The 17,476-nt window shown below is 71.5% G+C and carries 15 protein-coding genes and 1 tRNA gene; 8 read left to right on the top strand and 8 right to left on the bottom strand.

The features are described from left to right. Positions 1 to 14 precede the first annotated feature (14 nt). Positions 15 to 569, bottom strand: coding sequence for a DNA-binding protein (locus H343_RS0106325; protein WP_028430457.1), 555 nt, complete (start codon positions 567 to 569; stop codon positions 15 to 17). Positions 570 to 697: 128 nt separating this feature from the next. Here H343_RS0106325 and H343_RS0106320 point away from each other — a divergent pair. Next, positions 698 to 770, top strand: a tRNA-Ala gene (locus tag H343_RS0106320). A gap of 461 nt (positions 771 to 1,231) precedes the next feature. Here H343_RS0106320 and H343_RS0106315 read toward each other — a convergent pair. The 5 genes from H343_RS0106315 to H343_RS0106295 all read right to left on the bottom strand — a co-directional run bounded on the left by H343_RS0106315 (position 1,232) and on the right by H343_RS0106295 (position 8,344). Next, entirely contained in the window at positions 1,232 to 2,611 is a 1,380-nt protein-coding gene (locus H343_RS0106315; protein ID WP_028430456.1) for a cryptochrome/photolyase family protein, read from the bottom strand. A 101-nt stretch (positions 2,612 to 2,712) separates the two neighbouring features. Further along, a complete protein-coding gene (locus H343_RS0106310; RefSeq protein ID WP_028430455.1) occupies positions 2,713 to 4,890 on the bottom strand; it encodes an MMPL family transporter in 2,178 nt (725 codons plus the stop codon). A gap of 192 nt (positions 4,891 to 5,082) precedes the next feature. Then, on the bottom strand, positions 5,083 to 6,705 hold the full coding sequence (locus tag H343_RS29155) for an SDR family oxidoreductase (protein WP_078505078.1): 1,623 nt from the start codon (positions 6,703 to 6,705) through the stop codon (positions 5,083 to 5,085). Between the two features lie 130 nt (positions 6,706 to 6,835). Continuing rightward, positions 6,836 to 7,225, bottom strand: a complete 390-nt coding sequence (locus H343_RS0106300; protein ID WP_028430454.1) for a hypothetical protein — start codon at positions 7,223 to 7,225, stop codon at positions 6,836 to 6,838. 360 nt (positions 7,226 to 7,585) lie between these two features. Beyond that, positions 7,586 to 8,344: a DUF5324 family protein gene (locus tag H343_RS0106295; protein ID WP_028430453.1), complete on the bottom strand. Its 759-nt coding sequence runs from the start codon at positions 8,342 to 8,344 to the stop codon at positions 7,586 to 7,588. Positions 8,345 to 8,550: 206 nt separating this feature from the next. Between H343_RS0106295 and H343_RS0106290 the strand changes: the two genes are divergently transcribed. Both H343_RS0106290 and H343_RS29150 read left to right on the top strand, forming a co-directional pair. After that, positions 8,551 to 9,078, top strand: a complete 528-nt coding sequence (locus tag H343_RS0106290) for a peptidylprolyl isomerase (protein ID WP_028430452.1) — start codon at positions 8,551 to 8,553, stop codon at positions 9,076 to 9,078. A gap of 92 nt (positions 9,079 to 9,170) precedes the next feature. Beyond that, positions 9,171 to 10,052 (top strand): rhomboid family protein, encoded by an 882-nt coding sequence (locus H343_RS29150; protein ID WP_037902677.1) that lies wholly within the window; start codon positions 9,171 to 9,173, stop codon positions 10,050 to 10,052. Between the two features lie 317 nt (positions 10,053 to 10,369). Here the strand turns inward: H343_RS29150 and crgA are convergent, their stop codons facing one another. Further along, a complete protein-coding gene (crgA, locus tag H343_RS0106280; protein ID WP_028430451.1) occupies positions 10,370 to 10,630 on the bottom strand; it encodes a cell division protein CrgA in 261 nt (86 codons plus the stop codon). Positions 10,631 to 10,736: 106 nt separating this feature from the next. Here crgA and H343_RS0106275 point away from each other — a divergent pair, with 106 nt between their 5' ends. From H343_RS0106275 to H343_RS0106255, 5 genes are all read left to right on the top strand, one after another. Further along, positions 10,737 to 11,495 carry a DUF881 domain-containing protein gene (locus tag H343_RS0106275; RefSeq protein ID WP_037902674.1) on the top strand — a complete coding sequence of 253 codons (759 nt, stop codon included), beginning with the start codon at positions 10,737 to 10,739 and terminating at the stop codon, positions 11,493 to 11,495. A gap of 130 nt (positions 11,496 to 11,625) precedes the next feature. Continuing rightward, positions 11,626 to 11,793 carry a hypothetical protein gene (locus H343_RS35490; protein ID WP_028430449.1) on the top strand — a complete coding sequence of 56 codons (168 nt, stop codon included), beginning with the start codon at positions 11,626 to 11,628 and terminating at the stop codon, positions 11,791 to 11,793. After that, the gene (locus tag H343_RS29145) at positions 11,793 to 12,452 is read left to right on the top strand and encodes an aminodeoxychorismate/anthranilate synthase component II (protein ID WP_051264641.1); all 660 of its coding nucleotides are present in this window, start codon (positions 11,793 to 11,795) and stop codon (positions 12,450 to 12,452) included. Before H343_RS35490 ends, H343_RS29145 begins: the two co-directional genes overlap by 1 nt. Positions 12,453 to 12,457: 5 nt before the next feature. Then, positions 12,458 to 14,278 carry a class E sortase gene (locus tag H343_RS29140; protein WP_051264640.1) on the top strand — a complete coding sequence of 607 codons (1,821 nt, stop codon included), beginning with the start codon at positions 12,458 to 12,460 and terminating at the stop codon, positions 14,276 to 14,278. 30 nt (positions 14,279 to 14,308) lie between these two features. Further along, positions 14,309 to 15,100 carry a class E sortase gene (locus tag H343_RS0106255; protein ID WP_028430448.1) on the top strand — a complete coding sequence of 264 codons (792 nt, stop codon included), beginning with the start codon at positions 14,309 to 14,311 and terminating at the stop codon, positions 15,098 to 15,100. A 237-nt stretch (positions 15,101 to 15,337) separates the two neighbouring features. On the opposite strand, the gene pknB is transcribed toward H343_RS0106255, so the two are convergent. Then, a complete protein-coding gene (gene pknB / locus H343_RS0106250; protein ID WP_028430447.1) occupies positions 15,338 to 17,320 on the bottom strand; it encodes a Stk1 family PASTA domain-containing Ser/Thr kinase in 1,983 nt (660 codons plus the stop codon). Between the last annotated feature and the right edge of the window lie 156 nt (positions 17,321 to 17,476).

The raw sequence follows: 17,476 nt of genomic DNA, 5'->3' as shown, positions 1-17,476 counted from the left end.
GCGGCCGTCCCGGATCAGCTCTGATGCGACTCGTAGTGCTTGACGGCGTCCGCGGTGCGGCCCGCGCCGTACACCCGGAGGAACTCTGCCAGCTCCGGGTGCGTGGAGGCGAGGGAGGAGGAGGCGTCCAGGATGTCGGCGGCGTCCGAGACGGAGCGCAGCAGCGACTGGATCTCCCGCACGACCCGCTTCACGGGTGTCTGCGATGCGCTCCCGGAAGAGGCCGTCTGCGCCGCGCTGTTGAGGACGCTGCCACCGGCCGTGCGGCGGATCTCCTCCATCCGCTGCGTGGCGTCGGCTGCGCTGACCTCCCCCCGTGCGACCTCGGCGGCCAGCTCCTGCAGGGCCTGCACCCGCTGGACGACGGCCGGGTTGCCGATCTTCGCGCGCTGGCCGCTCATCAGCTGCGACAGCATGGGCGCGGAGAGACCGAGCACAGTGGCGAGCCGGGCCTGGTTCAGTCCCAGGTCGTCGATCAGGCGGCGAAAGAGTGTCCCCAGCGGCTCCCCGTACCACTGACTCTGCAGCTCACGCGCTTTCGCGGTGGATTCCTGCTGTGCTGCGTCCATCACGTCTCCCCTGGACTCCCCTGGCGCTTCGCTGACGCGAACTTGTCGTGCATCCTACGGACGCGGGCCGACGAGGGGCGATACCCGGTCGGAATTCGCTCCGGGGAGCCGGTACCCTGGTGCGCAGCGGGGCCTTAGCTCAGTTGGTAGAGCGCTGTCTTTGCATGGCAGATGTCAGGGGTTCGACTCCCCTAGGCTCCACTCCTCCGAGGGCCTCCGACGTGCGCAAAGCACGCTCGGAGGCCCTCTTCGCATGCTGTGGCCCGCGCGGGACGGGCACCGGCGCCGCGGCACGTCGCGGCACGTCCCGGGTGCGGGGGGCCGGCGGCCCGACGCGTGCACCTCTCCGCCACGGGTCCGGTGCGGCGGGGCGCCGCTCAGCGGCCGACCACGGGGCCGCGGATGGCCGTTGGGGCCGTCGTGGCGTACGGGGCGCGCCGGATGCGCCCGGCGCGTGCCACCCGGCGCCGGTCATCGCCCTGACGCCGTACGCCCGTTGCCCCGGCGGAGGCCCGTGGAAGGGGCCGGGGGGTGTGCGTCCCGTCACAGCTGCGGCCGGGGCGTCGCGCGGGCTGCCTTCACCGGCGCGAAGTGATGCACGCGCGGCCGGGCGGCGGCCCGGCCCGGCACACCCGGGGTGCTGCCGGGGGCCGGGCACGCGATCAGCCCGTCCCGCGCCTCTCCAGGCCCCGTGCGCGCAGGAAGCGGTCCAGTCCGTCCCCGAGACCGATCAGTGGTTCCGGGTAGTCCAGCCGGGCTCGCTCCGTGGCCGGCAGCTTCCACGGCTGGTGCACGGACGCGCCCGGCAGCCCGGCGAGTTCGGGCACCCAGCGCCGTACGTAGGTGCCGTCCGGGTCGAAGCGCCGGGCCTGGGTGAGCGGGTTGAGCACGCGGTTGGGGCGGGTGTCGTTGCCGGTGCCCGCCACCCACTGCCAGTTGAGCTGGTTGTTCGCCACGTCACCGTCGACGAGCAGGTCGAGGAAGTGCCGTGCGCCGGCTCTCCAGTCCACGTACAGCGTCTTGGTGAGGAAGCTCGCCGCGAGCAGGCGTGCCCTGTTGTGCATCCAGCCCTCGTACTGCAGCTGCCGCATGGCCGCGTCGACGACGGGATAGCCGGTACGGCCCTCGCGCCATGCCTCGGTCTCCTCCTCGTCGTGCCGCCACCGGTCTCCACGGGTGCGGTACTCCTCCCACGACGCCTGCGGGCGGGCGGCGAGCACCTGGTGGTGGAAGTCGCGCCAGGCGAGCTGGCGTACGAACGCGTCCGGGCCCTCGCCGTCGATCCGCCGCGTGCGGTGGACGAGTTCGACGGGCGAGAGCGTGCCGAAGTGCAGATGCGGAGAGAGCCGGGAGGTGGCGTCCCCGGCCAGGTCGTCGTGCCGCTCCGCGTACGCCTTCACCGGCTTGCCGCACCAGGACCTGAAGCGTGCGCGGCCCTCGCGTTCGCCCCCGGCGGCGAGTCCGGGCGAGACTCCCTTCACCTCCGACCGTACGGGCAGCGCCCGCCCGGAGACCCCCTCGGGAACCCTTACGGAACGGGGAGCGCCCACTGCCGCGCGCGTTCCCGCGGCCGCCCACTGCCGCCAGTAGGGGGTGAAGACGGCGAAGTGGTCGCGGCCCTGGGGCGTCACGGCGCCCGGCGGCAGCGCGGTGACCACGGCGTCGTGGACGGACAGCCGCCGTCCGTCCGCCTCCAGGCCACGCCGCAGCGTCTCCTCGCGGCGCTGCGCGTACCCGCTGACGCCGCCCGCCACATGCACCTCGTCCGCACCGCACGCCGACGCCACCGCCCTCGTCTCCCCGGCGACGCCGCCCTCGCGGACGACGAGCCGCCCGCCGCGCTCCCGCAGCCCCGCGTCGAGGTCGGTGAGGCAGTCGGCCAGGAAGGCACGCCGGTTGGGTACGTCGAAGCCCGCGGCCCGCACCCCGGAGTCGAGGACGAACAGCGGTACGACCTCGTCCGCCGAGGCGAGCGCCGCGCGCAGTACGGGATTGTCGTGCAGGCGCAGATCGGCGGTGAACAGCGCGACGGCGACCGTCATCCGGGCTTCCTCCCTCGGCTCGGGGCGCTGAGCTTCTCCCGGGTCCGGCACGGGGCCGGCCCCGGGTCCGGTCCGGGAGAAGCTCACCACGCGCCCCGTCCTCAGCTGCGGCGCAACGCCCCCGGCCACCAGACGGCGGGACCGATGTCGCGGGCGAGCGCGGGCACCAGCAGCGAGCGCACCACCAGGGTGTCCAGCAGCACGCCGAAGGCGACGATGAAGGCGATCTGGACGAGGAAGGCCAGCGGGATGACTCCCAGCGCGGCGAACGTCGCCGCCAGCACCACTCCCGCGGAGGTGATCACTCCGCCCGTCGCGGTCAGTCCCCGTCGGATGCCCTCTCGCGTACCCAGTCGCAGGGCCTCCTCGCGTACCCGGGTCAGCAGGAAGATGTTGTAGTCCACTCCGAGAGCCACCAGGAAGACGAAGCCGTACAGCGGCACGGAGGCGTCCGTGCCCTCGAACCCGAACACGTACTTGAAGACGAGAGCCGCCACTCCCAGCGTGGCGACGAAGTTGAGCGCCACGGTGGCCACCAGCAGCACCGGGATCACCAGCGCACGCAGCAGCGCCGCGAGAATCACCAGGATGATCAGCAGCACCACGGGCACGATGAGCGACCTGTCGCGCTCCGCGGTGGTCTGGATGTCGGCCTGCTGCGCGGTGTACCCGCCGACCAGGGCGTCTCCTCCCGGTACGGCGCCCACCGACGAACGCAGCCGCTCCACCGCCTGCTTGGCCTCGTCGCTGTCGGCGCTCCCGGTGAGTGTCGCGTCGATGCGGACCTTTCCGTCCACCACGAGCGGTTCCCCCTGCCCCGGGCGCCCGGACTCCGTCACCGGCGCGGCCCGGGCGACGCCGTCCGTATGGGCCGCCGCCCCGGTGACCTCGCGGGTCCGGTCGGCGTCGGCGATGATCACGGCGGGGTTCCCGGAGCCACCGGGGAAGTGCTCGCTGAGCGCGCGCTGCGCCGCGACGGACGGCACGTCCTTGACGAAGATCTCGCTGAGCGGGACTCCCTGGGACTTCAGCATCGGTGAGAAGGCGGCGCACGCGACGAGCAGCAGCAGGGTGCCCACCCAGATCCGGCGCGGCCGGCGGTCCACGCGGTCGGCGATCTTCTCCCACAGCCCGGCCGACGCGCCCGACGTGCCCGTCCTGCCCGACGCGTTCGACGCACCCGGAGCGCCCGTCCCACCGGCCGCGTCCGCGGAGGCGGAGGAGGCGGCGGTCCCGGCCGTCTCCGCGGGCTGTGTCGTCCGCTTGGGCCGCGCGGGCCAGTACGCAGCACGTCCCGCGAGCACGAGCGCCGCGGGCAGGAAGGTGAGGACGCTGAGGACGGAGCAGATGATGCCTATGGCACCGACGGGTCCCAGCGCGCGGTTGTTCGTCAGATCGCTCAGCAGCAGGGCGAGCAGCCCCAGCGCCACAGTCGCGGCACTGGCCGTGATCGCACCGAACGAGCGGCGCAGCGCCCACCGCATCGCCGCCAGACGGTCGCTGCGCGTCGCCAGCTCCTCGCGGAACCGCGCCGAGAGCAGCAGTGCGTAGTCGGTCGCCGCCCCGATGACGAGGATCGACAGGATGCCCTGCACCTGCCCGTCGACACTCACCACACCGTCCTCGGCCAGCGCGTAGACCACGGCGCAGGCCAGGGACAGTGCGAAGACGGAGCCGAGGATGATGATGAACGGCAGCAGCACGCTGCGGTACACCAGCAGCAGGATCAGCAGGACGACGACCAGGGCGACGATGAGCAGAAGGCTGTCGATCCCGGAGAAGGCCTCCGAGAGGTCGGCCTGGGACGCGGCGGGACCGCCCAGTTCGGCCTTTGTGCCCTCGACGCCGTCCGTGCCGCTGCGGATGCGTTCGACGACGTCGGGGAGCGCGTCGCCCAGGTTCGCGCGTACCTGCACCACGCCCTGCAGGGCACGGCCGTCCTCGCTGGGGACCGCAGGCGATGCCCTGCCCTCGACACCGGGGCTGCCGTTGAGCGAGGCGAGGGCGCGGGTCGCGGCGGTGCGCTGCTGGTCACCGATCTTCCCCTCCTCGGCCGTCCAGACGACGATCGCCGGGAGGGTCTCGTCCTGGCGGAACGCCTTCTGCGCGTCGACGACCCGGGTGGACTCGGCGCTCTGGGGGAGGAACGACGCCTGGTCGTTGCTGGCGACCTCACCGAGCTTCCCGGCGTAGGGGCCGAGCAGGCCGCCCAGCAGGAGCCAGACGATGAGCAGGACGACCGGCGTGATCCACCGGGTGGTGCGCTGTAGGGACGGCATCGCTTCCTCGTCGGGACGTCGAGACGGCTGAGTGGTGCGGGAGAAGGCGCGGCAGCCGCGAGGGCGGGCCGCGGCCCCGCGCGGCGCCGGCGGGCAGGGCCGGTGGGCAGGCCGTGCCGCCCGGCCCCCGGGCTCTCGTCCTCAGCGGTGTACGAGCGGGTGCGCGCGGACCCCCTCGGAGCCCGGCCCGACTCACCGGCGTCCGCCTTCCGAGCCGGTGCCTGTGCCGGTACCCGTGCTGTCCGCGGCGGCCGTGCTGTCGGCGGCACCCGTGCTGTCCGCGGCGGCCGCGCTCTCGGCGGCCGAGGCGATGTTGCGCGCCATTCCGCCGAAGACTGCCGAGTGGAAGGGCGCCACACTCCACCAGTACGCCTCACCCGTCAGCCCGCGCGGATGGAAGAGGGCTCGCTGCCCGTACACGGTGCGGCCCGACGCGTCACGTTCGACCGTCAACTCCAACCAGGCCAGGCCGGGGAGGCGCATCTCGGCGCGCAGCCGCAGCAGCCTGCCGGGCTCGATCTCCTCCACCCGCCAGAAGTCGAGGGAGTCGCCGACGCGAAGCCGCTCCGCGTCCCGCCGTCCACGGCGCAGTCCCACACCGCCGACGAGCCGGTCCAGCCATCCCCGTACGGCCCAGGCCGCAGGAGAGGAGTACCAGCCCCTCTCCCCTCCGATGCCCTCGATGACCCGCCACAGCGCCTCGGGCGGCGCGTGCACGACCTGTTCGCGCCGGTCCAGGTGGAGGCTTCCGCCCGACCAGTCCGGGTCGGTGGGCAGCGGATCGCTGGGCGCTCCGGGGACCGACGCGGACGACCAGCGGGTCGTCACGTCGGCCTCCTTGACCCGCTGGAGGGCCAGCTTCAGCGCACTCTCGAAGGTCACCGGTCCCTCCGGCGGGTCCGGCACGTACCGCTTGATGTCGTGCTCCTGGCAGACCACCTCGTGGCGCAGCGACTCCGCCAGCGGCCGCGCGACGGACTGCGGCACGGGCGTGACCAGGCCGACCCACAGACTGGACAGCCGCGGGGTGAGCACCGGCACCGGAATGATCAGCCGCCGGGGCAGTCCGGCGACAGCCGCGTAGCGCCGCATCATCTCGCGGTACGTCACGACGTCCGGACCGCCCACGTCGAAGGTCCGGCTGACCTCCCGGGGCAGCCGCGCGCAGCCCACCAGTTGGCGCAGCACGTCCCGCACGGCGACGGGCTGGACCCGGGTGCGTACCCAGCTCGGTGTGATCATCGCGGGCAGCCGCTCGGTCAGGTGGCGCAGCATCTCGAAGGACGCCGAGCCCGAACCGATGATCACCGCCGCGCGCAGCACCGCCGTGGGCACGCCGGAGTCCAGCAGGATCCGGCCCACTTCGGAGCGCGAGCGCAGATGGGAGGAGAGCTCGCTCTCGGGTACGCCCGCGGGGGTCAGCCCGCCCAGGTAGACGATTCGGCCGACGCCCGCCCCGCGCGCCTGCTCCGCGAAGACGCGCGCCGCACGCCGGTCGGTGTCCTCGAATCCACGGGCGGAAGTCATGGCATGGACCAGGTAGTAGGCCACATCGATTCCACGCAGCGCAGCCCGCAGCGACTCCACGTCAGTCACATCGCCCTGTACGACCTCTGCCCGGCCGGCCCAGGGATGGTCGCGCAGCTTGGCGGGCGTGCGGGCGAGGCAGCGCACGGAGTGTCCCGCGTCCAGCAGTTCGGGCACGAGCCTGCCGCCGATGTAGCCGGACGCCCCGGTCACCAGGCAGCGCAGGGGGGTGCGTGCGGACTCGTCGTCCGTGGCGTGGGCGGTGGTCTTCTCGTGTGCGGCGTTCATCCGGCTCGCCGGGAGGGAGCCGGGGCGCTGTGCCTGCCTCTCCGCCGCACCGCGAGCTGTCCGGACGCACGGGTGCCGTACCGGCCGCCACGGGAGCGCAGACCGCGGTCCTCGTCAGAAGGAGTCGCGCTCACCCGGCCTCCCCGCTGCGGCTCCGTCCGCCCGCGAGCAGCCCCGCGAGGGACAGCGCGCCCCAACCGACCGAGACGGCGACGGCTTTGTGCCGCCGCGCCGGGTCGGGGAGGGTGCGGCCGAGCAGCAGCGCGTCACCGAGGTCCGCACCGATGCGCACCAGCGTCGCCGTCCTCAGTGCGGCACCGTCGGGGGCGGTGAGCTGGGCGAGGCCGCTGACCAGATCGCGCCAGGCAAGGGGCCGCAGCGATGTACGCGTGTGCTCCGCCGTGCGGCCGTTCGCGTCCACCAGACCCGACGGACGCGCCAGCAGAGCGGGCCGCGCGGTGACCGCGAGACCGTAGAGCGCCGTGGCGGCTCCCACCGTGCGCAGCAGACCGACTCGCATGGTCCGTCCCACCTTCCCTTCTTCGTTCTCGTCTTCGTCCTCGTCAACTTCGCCGTGTGACCGGCTGTCCCCTCCGGTCAACTTCCCTTGCTCACGCGTCACTCGTCCGGTCACACCTATTCGTGGCCTGTACGGCATTCGCAGCGGACCGCCCGGCGGATTGCCGTCCCGGGGAAATCTCCGCCGGGAAATCTCCGCGCGGGCCTGCCCGCCCGGTGCGCAGCCGCCCGGGTACACATGTGGGCCGGCAGACGCTGGTCTGCCGGCCCACATCGCGGCCGTTCGCGCGTACCCGGGACGTCTGCGAGCACACCGGCCGCGGAGGCAACGCGCACCCGCCCGGTGTGCTGCGAGCGCCGCCTACTGGCCGCGCTTCTTCGACTTGGCCTTCGCCTCGGCCTCCTTGGCCTCCTTGGCCTTCGCCTCGACCTCCGGGTCGAGCTGTCCGTTCCCGGCCCGGCGCTCGGACGCCTCGTCGCCCACCGACGACAGCGACGCGCGGTCGCCGACCTCGGTGGCCTCCGGCGGCTCGACGAGCCAGTCCGGGTTGGCCTGCTTGTCCCACCAGCGCCAGGCGGCGTACGCGCCTCCCGCCAGCAGTCCGAGCACGCCGAGACGCCTGGCCAGACGGCCCCTGCGGGCACGGCGGTCGCGCCGGCGCACGAGCTGCTCGATCTCCTTGGCCGACACCTGACCGCGAAGTGCGGCCAGGGCCGCGGCACTGCGTGCCGATGCCTCCTCGCGCACCGGACCCGAGGCGGTGACGGCCTCGGCGACGGCGTTCTCGATCCGCGGTGCGGCGTAGTCGGTCGCCTTGCGCGCTGCCTTGCGGGTGCGCTTGGCGGCCTTGGTGGCAGCCTTGTCCAGCTCGGGCGGCAGCTTCTTGCGGGCCTGGGCGATGCGGGGTACGACGACGTCGTCGTACCCGTCACGCGCCGAGGTACGGGCCTGCTGCGCGGCGTGCGAGACCTTGGGCCCCAGCCGCGCGCCCGCCTCGTGCGCGTAGTGCACTGCGGTGTCCCTGGCTGTCCCCGCGTAGGGTGCCACGACCTCCGCTGCGTGCCGCACGCTTTCCTTGGTGTTCCCGGTCGCGGCGCGCACGCTCTCGATGCGGGTCACGGGTTCCTCCTCCTCGGTGGCGTGTCACGGGCTCGTGGATTCCTCCCATAGACACAGTGTCGTTTTCCACCCGTTTCAAAGATCATGCCTGGCTGAGTCCACTCAAGCGCGTTCCCGCCGTCATCCGGGTCATCGGGGCGTACTCCGGTCAGTCCACGTCCGTGGGAGGATCGGGCGGGTCAGTACGGACAGATGGAAGGTAGATCGTGGCCGAGCAGCTCTACGCCACCCTGAAGACCAATCACGGCGACATCGAGGTACAGCTCTTCCCGAACCACGCGCCGAAGACGGTCAAGAACTTCGTCGAGCTCGCCGAGGGCTCGCGTGAATGGACACATCCGGAGACCGGCAAGAAGACGAACGAGAAGCTCTACGACGGCACTGTCTTCCACCGGGTCATCAGCGGTTTCATGATCCAGGGCGGGGACCCGCTGGGCAACGGCACCGGCGGCCCGGGGTACGAGTTCGGGGACGAGATCCACCCCGACCTCGCCTTCACCAAGCCGTACCTGCTGGCCATGGCCAACGCGGGCCCGGGGACGAACGGTTCGCAGTTCTTCATCACCGTCGGCGCGACCGCGTGGCTGACCGGCAAGCACACCATCTTCGGTGAGGTCACGGACGCGGCCGGCCAGAAGGTCGTCGACACCATCGCCGGCCTCCAGACCAACCCGCGCACCGACCGTCCGGTGCAGGACGTCGTCATCGAATCGGTCCAGATCGACCGTCGCTGAGGCCCGCGCCGGGAACTGTTCCGCCCCGCCTGACCGTAGGACAGACGGGGCGGAACACTTCCGCACGCGGTCGAGGCGCGGAGGGGACGGTCATGGAGAACCAGCATCAGGCGGAGCCGCGGGTGACGCACTGCTACCGGCACCCGGACCGGGAGACCGGTGTGGGCTGCGTCCGCTGCGAGCGTCCCATATGCCCCGAGTGCATGATTCCCGCGTCCGTCGGCTTCCAGTGCCCCGAGTGCGTCAAAGAGGGGTCCGGCACTGGACACTCGCCGGGGGCGAGCCGGCCGCGGACGCTCGCGGGCGGAACCGTCGCCTCCGACCCGCGGCTGATCACCAAGATCCTGCTGGGGATGAACGTCGCCGTCTTCGTCGCCGTGCTGGTGGGCGGGCACCGGCTGGTCAACGAGCTTCTGCTGTTCGGGCAGGCCGTCGCGGTGCCGTACGGGCCGGTCGAGGGCGTCGCCCAGGGGCAGTGGTACCGCCTGGTGACGTCGATGTTCCTGCACCAGGAGGTCTGGCACATCGCGGTGAACATGGCCGGCCTGTGGTTCCTCGGTGGGCCGCTGGAGGCGGCACTCGGCCGGCTGCGGTACTCCGCGCTCTATGTTCTCTCCGGACTCGGCGGCAGCGCCCTGACCTACCTCGTCTCCTCGCCGGGCCAGGCGTCGCTCGGTGCCTCCGGTGCGATCTTCGGTCTGTTCGGTGCGACCGCGGTCCTGATGCGGCGCCTGAACTACGACATGCGGCCGATCCTCATCCTGCTCGGCATCAACCTCGTCTTCACCTTCACCTGGCAGGGGATCTCGTGGGAGGCGCACACGGGGGGTCTGGTCGTCGGCGCGCTGATCGCGTACGCGCTCGTGCACGCGCCGCGCAACCGGCGGGCTCTGGTGCAGTGGGGCGCCTGTACGGCGATGGCGCTGCTGATCGTCGCGGCGTGCGTCGTACGTACGCTGCAACTGGCCCTATGAGGGCCCGGGACGGCGCCGGCGCAGGGGGCCACCCGCCGCTCCACCCGCTCTGACCGGGGAATTCCGACCTGTTGTCCACAGCGGGTGTGGGATCTTGTGCATGGCGTGGAGAACGGCTGTCCAGATTCGCTCAAGGATGCGTTTTCCCTGCACAGGTGGGGTGAACACGCAGTGGTGACGCTCGGGGCGGGGATCCGGAGCGTCAACCCGCGCAGAGTTATCCACAGATCTTGTGAAGTTTTCCAGCCCTGTGGACCGGCCTGTGGATAACTCTGCGCGCCGGGTGGACGCCGCTGCTCGGAAAGGGGGCGAAGCCCCTACTTCCACTGAGTGGAGACCACGAAGCCGGCTGCGATGAATCCGAAGCCGACGACGATGTTCCAGTTGCCGAACGCCTCGACGGGCAGCTTGCTCTCGGTCACGTAGAACACCACGATCCACGCCAGACCGATGAGGAACATCGCGAGCATGAGCGGTGCCACCCACCGGCCTCCGGTGGCCCCGAGGTTGATCTCGGTCGCCTTCTTCTCCGGAGGCGGAGTGAAGGTCTCCTTTTTGCGGATGCGTGACTTCGGCACGAGAGTCTCCCTGTTGTCGCGCTTCGTGACCGCTGCAAGGGTCCCCCCGAACATGACCGAGGGGAGTGTGCGCTGTGGTGGTCCGTTAGCGTAGTGGTTCCCCGCGGTGGAGGGAGACGAGGGTACAGTGACCAGATTGCGCATCCGGCCTGCCCGGCTGGCCACTTTGGGGGTGTTCGCCCTCGCCGGTCTCATCTTCTGGATCAGTTTCAACACCGCACATGGTACCGATCTGCGTACCGACTCCTCGATGCTGCGGCTGTCCGACCTCATCCAGGAGCGGAACCGGAAGAACGCCGAACTCGACGCCTCGTCCGCCGCCGTGCGCAGCCAGGTCGACCGCCTCGCCCGCCGGGACAGCGGCGCGGGCGCCGAGGAGAACCGGAAGCTGACGGGGCTGGAGAGGGACGCCGGCACCAGGAAGGTCTCCGGCACGGGCCTCACCGTCACCCTCGACGACGCGCCCCCCGACGCCACCGCACAGGTGCCCGGAGTGCCCGAGCCGCAGCCCAACGACCTCGTCATCCACCAGCAGGATCTGCAGGCCGTGGTCAACGCGCTGTGGAAGGGGGGCGCCGAGGGTATCAAGATCATGGACCAGCGGCTGATCTCCACGAGCGCCGTGCGCTGCGTCGGCAACACCCTGATCCTTCAGGGACGCGTCTACTCCCCGCCGTACAAGGTGACCGCCGTGGGCGACCAGGAGGCGCTGAAGAAGGCGCTGGACGACTCACCGGCGATCAAGAACTACCTCCAGTACGTGGACGCCTACGATCTCGGCTGGAAGGTCGACGACAGCAAGTCACTGACGCTGCCCGGCTTCTCCGGGACAGTCGATCTGCAGTACGCCGAACCCACCGGGTGAACGCGTGTGCGGCCCGGTCCGCACTTCCCGGAGTGACGCACCGCGCCATGCCGCCGCCCCGTACTCTGGTGGGCGCACGCGCAATGCCGGAGGCGGCGGGAAACCGGCAGGGAAAGGACGGCACGCGGAGATGTACGGCTGGATCTGGCGGCACCTGCCAGGCAACACATGGGTGCGGGCCTTCTGCGCGCTTCTGCTCGCGCTCGCGGTCGTTTTCCTGCTCTTCCAGTACGTCTTCCCGTGGGCGGAGCCGCTGCTGCCGTTCAACGACGTGACCGTCGACGGCGGGGCGGGCTGATGGGCGCACGCATCCTGGTCGTCGACAACTACGACAGCTTCGTCTTCAACCTCGTGCAGTACCTGTACCAGTTGGGCGCCGAGTGCGAGGTCGTGCGCAACGACGAGACCGAACTGCGCCACGCCGAGGAGGGCTTCGACGGCGTACTGCTCTCACCGGGGCCCGGCACCCCCGAGAAGGCAGGCGTGTGCGTGGACATGGTGCGGCACTGCGCCACCGGCGGCGTGCCGGTCTTCGGGGTATGCCTGGGGATGCAGTCGATGGCAGTGGCCTACGGCGGGGTCGTGGGAAGGGCGCCGGAGCTGCTGCACGGGAAGACCTCCGCGGTGACGCACGAGGGGGAAGGGGTCTTCGCGGGCCTGCCCTCGCCCTTCACCGCTACGCGCTACCACTCGCTGGGCGTCGACGGGGCTTCCGTACCCCGCGCGCTGCGGGTGACCGCGAGAACGCGGAACGGGCTCGTGATGGGGCTTCGGCACCGCGAACTGCCCGTCGAGGGTGTCCAGTTCCACCCCGAGTCCGTGCTGACCGAGTGGGGCCATCTCATGCTCGCCAACTGGCTGGCCGAGTGCGGCGACAGCGGCGCCGTCGAGCGGTCCGCGGGACTCTCCGGTGTCCGGGTTCCCGCGGCCGGGACCGCGGGGGCGGGGGGCAGGTGACGGGGATGCCCCCGGAACGCGGGAGTCCGTACGGGCAGCCGTACCGTGAACAGGACGGCGACGAGTACGGCAGCGACCCCTACGGCCGGCCGTACGGCCAGAGCGCCGCCCCCGGGCATGAGGACGATCCCTATGCCCGGCCCCAGGCTTTCCAGGCGGCGGTGGACGCGCTCGCCGATCCGCTGAGCGACCCGCTTCCGGGGCAGGGCACGCCGCACACGGCGGAGCGGGCGGGGCACTCGGCCGACGGCTACCCCGCGGCTGGGCGACCGGGTCAGCCGGGCCCGCGCGGGCAGGACCGGGAGGGACACCAGCCGCAGGGCTACGGCGGCCAGCAGCAGCACAGTCCGGGACACCCGGCGGGCGGGTACCCGGCGCCGGAGCAACAGGGCTCGCCCTGGTTCCGCCCGCACCGCGAGCCGGGGGCCACGTCGCCGCCCGGCCCTGTGACTCCCCCGGCCACGCACGCGCCGCGACCCGAGCAGGGCGGTCGCGCGGCTCCCGTTCCCCGGCCGCTCGGGCAGACGGTTCAGAGCCCGTACGGTGGTGCGCCGGCCGGCAGCACTCCGCCGCCCCGGCAGCAGGAGTGGCACGGCGGGGCGGGCGAGCCGGTGTCCGGTCGCCGCGCGCCCCTCCCACAGGCGCCGGGTCACCAGGCGCCGGGTCACCAGGCACCTGGGCCTCAGGGGCCGGGTCACCAGGCACCTGGGCCTCAGGGGCCGGGCCACCAGTCTCCCGGGCACCAGTCTCCCGGGCACCAGTCTCCCGGCCCACGGCCCCGACCCGCCGACGGAGCCGGCCCCGGCGGCGCGCCCCGGCCGGGCCGCGCCGCCGACCGCGAGGGACGCGACTCCCGCGTCTCCGAGACGGCGGCCCTGCCCGTCGTCGCCGACTCCGGCACCGGGACCGGCGAGCGCTCGTCCTCCCCGCGTACACCGGACACCGACGACGAACGCAACACGAGCACCGTCGGTCTGCGCCGCCCCGGCTCGGACGAACTCGCCGGGCGGGCCGCCCGGCGCCGCGCGGCCCAGCGCCGCGGCAGGGGCGGTGCGGCGCGCGACACCGGACCCCGCCCGGCGCCCGCGGGCACCCGGCTCGAAGCCAGGCGCGCGGCCCGTGCCCGCCGCGAGGGCCCGGCGATCGTCGCGAGCCGCTTCCTCGGTGAGGTCTTCATATCGGCCGGTGTGCTGATGCTGCTCTTCGTCGCGTACCAGCTGTGGTGGACGAACGTACTGGCGGGGCAGGAAGCAGGCGGCGCGGCAAAGGACCTGCAGGCACAGTGGGACGGCGGCGACGGCAAGAACGCGCTCGACCCGGAACGCAGGGCGGACAGCTTCGCGCCGGGCGAGGGTTTCGCACTGCTGTACATCCCGAAGCTGGACGTCAGGGTTCCCATCGCGCAGGGCATCTCCAAGCCGAAGGTGCTCGACAAGGGGCTCGTGGGGCACTACGACGAGGAGCCGGTCAAGACGGCGATGCCGTGGGACGAGCGGGGAAACTTCGCGCTGGCGGGGCACCGCAACACCCACGGTGAGCCGTTCCGTTACATCAACCGGCTGGTGGCGGGCGACAAGATGGTCGTGGAGACGGCGACGAAGTTCTACACCTACGAGATGGCCAACCGGCTGCCCTCCACGTCGCCGTCCAACACCAACGTGATCGAGCCCGTTCCGACGCAGTCGGGGTTCAACAAGCCTGGGCGGTACATCACGTTGACGACGTGCACCCCTGAATTCACCTCGAAGCTCCGCCTGATCGTCTGGGGCAAAATGGTCGAGGAGCGTCCGCGGAGCAAGGGGAAGCCGGACGCTCTCGTCGGGTAGTGACCAGCAAGGGGAAAGCGGGGGTACGCGGTGGCGGACATCGAGCACGACGAGGCGCAGCAGCCGGATTCGCGGGCATCGCGGCCGCCGGCTCAGCGCACGTCCGGGGCCCGGTCCCGAAGCGGCAGCCGGGGCAGGGCGGGCCGCCGCCGGTTCTCCGCCGTCGTCGGCGTCTTCGGTGAACTCCTCATCACAGCGGGCGTCGTGCTCGGGCTCTTCGTCGCCTACTCGCTGTGGTGGACGAACGTCGTCGCGGACCGCGAGTCGAAGCGCGCCGGCGAGGAGGTGCGCAAGAGCTGGCTGGAGGACCGCGGTCCGGGCAGCCTCGACACCAAGGACGGGATCGGCTTCCTGCACGTACCGGCGATGTCCGGCAGCGACACCCTGGTGATGAAGGGCACGGACCCCGAGGAACTGAACAAGGGCGCGGCGGGCTACTACACGAAGCCGGTCAAGTCGGCCATGCCGCAGGACCAGTCGGGCAACTTCTCACTGGCGGCACACCGCGACGGATACGGGGCGAAGTTCCACAAGATCGACAAGATCGAGAAGGGCGACGCGATCGTCTTCGAGACGAAGAACACCTGGTTCGTCTACAAGGTCTTCGAGATCCTCCCCCGCACGTCCAAGTACAACGTCGACGTACTGGACCCCGTCCCCGAGGAGTCGGGGAAGAAGAAGGAGGGGCGCTACATCACGCTCACCACGTGCACTCCCGTCCTGACCTCCACCTACCGGTACGTGGTGTGGGGCGAGTTGGAGCGCACGGAGGACGTCGACGCGGAGAGGACCCGGCCGGCGGAGCTGCGCGAGGACTCGTAGGGTCTCTCTCCGCCGTCTCGGGCCCGCCGGACCGTCGATTGCCCTTTCGGCACGGGCCGCCGGCACATCGCGGGGCGGCGGGGGAGCGGCTCCCGAACCGGACGCCACCGACAACCGGAGCGCCGCGCGTACCGGAGCACCCCGAACACCGGAGCGCCCCCCGCCCGTCAGCTCCGGCCACTGCTTCTGGCCGGACGCGACGGGCGGGGGGCGTTGCCCGGCGGTCACGCGTCCCCGTCAGCCCTCGCGCTGGCGGCCCTGCTCCCCGCCGGGGCCACCGATGAAGCCTCCGTTGCCGCCTCCGTTCTCGCCCGGCTTCCCGGGGACGGCGATGATCCTGACGGTGTCGCCCTTCTTGCCCTGGGTGTTGGCGGGCGGGTCGGTGGTGACCACCGTCGCGTTGTTCTCGTCCGGCGCGCCCTGGACCTGGACCTGGAAGCCAGCGTCCTCCAGCGCCTTACGGGCGTCCTTGACCAGTTGGTTGGTGACGTCCGGGACGGTGGCGGGCTGGTCGTCGGGCGCCTTGGCGACGGTCAGGGTGACCTGGTCGCCCTTCGCCCGCTCGCTGTTGGCCTCCGGGCTCTGCTTGAGGACGGTGTCGGCGGGCTTCGAGCCGTCGTCCTGCTCCGCCTTGGCGACGGTGAAGCCGAGACCCTCCAGCTGTGCCTTGGCCTCCTCGAAGCTCTTCCCGACGACGGGCGGCACGCTGATGGTCTGCTGCTTGGCCACGGTCAGTGTGACGGTGGAGCCCTTCTGGGCCTTGGAGTCGCCGCCGGGGTTCTGCGCCAGCACGGTGTTCGGCTCCTGGTCGGACTCCTGAGCGTTCCGCCTGACCTCGAACCCGGCCGTCTCAAGCTCCTCCCTGGCCTCGTCGTAGGCGTCGCCCTCGACGTCCGGGACGCTCACCGGAGCCGGCCCCTTGGACATGTTCACGGTGACGGTGTCGCCACGGTCGATGTCCTCACCCTTGCCCGGGTCGGAGTCGCAGACCGTGTTCTTCTTCTCCTCGCAGTACTTCGACTCACCCTTGGTGATCTTGAACCCTGCGTTGCCCGCGAGGTCCTGAGCCTCCTCGTAGCTCTGACCCGCCAGCACCGGAACCTGGACGGTGTCCGAAGGCCCGTCGGCGAAGATGACCTTGCCGATGAAGATGGCACCGACGAGGATGAAGATCCCCGCGATGACGAGCAGGATCGTGGAGAGGTTGCTCTTGGACTGCCGCCGCCGGCCTCGGCCCTCGTCGTAGAAGCCGCCGTCGTCGTCGCGTACGGGCGGCAGCATCGAGGTCTGGGCGCCCTGCGGACGCAGCGCCGTGGTGGGCTGGTCGTCCGGATAGCCGCCGTAGCCGACGGAGCCCAGCGCCGCCGTCGCCGCGACCGGTTGGCCGTCGAGGCACGCCTCTATGTCGGCGCGCATCTCATCGGCGCTCTGGTAGCGGTAGTCCGGGTCCTTGACCAGTGCCTTCATCACGATCGCGTCCATGTCGGCCGAGATCTCGGGGTCGAAGGCGGTCGTGGACTGCGGGTCTTCCCGTACGTGCTGGTAGGCGACCGCCACCGGTGAGTCACCGACGAACGGCGGGCGGTTCGTGAGCAGTTCGTAGATCAGGCAGCCCGTGGAGTACAGGTCGGAGCGGGAGTCGACCTGTTCGCCCTTGGCCTGCTCTGGGGAGAGGTACTGGGCGGTGCCGATGACGGCGGCGGTCTGCGTCATCGTCATGCCGGAGTCGCCCATCGCGCGGGCGATGCCGAAGTCCATGACCTTGACCTGGCCGTTGCGGGTCAGCATGACGTTGGCGGGCTTGATGTCGCGGTGGACGATGCCGTTGCGGTGCGAGTACTCCAGTGCCTGGAGGATGCCGATGCACATCTCCATCGCGCGCTCGGGCAGCAGCTTGCGTCCGGAATGCAGCAGTTCGCGAAGTGTGGACCCGTCCACGTACTCCATCACGATGTACGGGATGGAGACCCCGTCGACGTAGTCCTCACCGGTGTCGTAGACGGCGACGATCGCGGGGTGGTTGAGTGACGCGGCCGACTGGGCCTCGCGGCGGAACCGGGCCTGGAACGACGGGTCACGAGCCAGGTCGACACGGAGTGTCTTTACCGCGACCGTCCTGCCGAGCCGGGTGTCATGGGCGAGATGGACCTCGGCCATGCCACCGCGGCCGAGCACGGAGCCCAGCTCGTACCGGCCGCCGAGGCGACGCGGCTCTTCCATAGTCTCCAGCCCTCTCCGTTCGTCCGGCCCGTATCTGGTGTACGGCACGGCGGTGTGCTGCTCGGGATACGGTACCCGCCCGCCCTCGCGCTTCGGACCGGACTGAAGTGACGGGCGTCACTCCGTCCCGGTTCCGGACGTGAAGTCCCCCCGGCG

The sequence above is a fragment of the Streptomyces sp. TAA204 genome (assembly GCF_000424965.1).
This window is presented reverse-complemented; position numbering and strand designations above follow the sequence as displayed.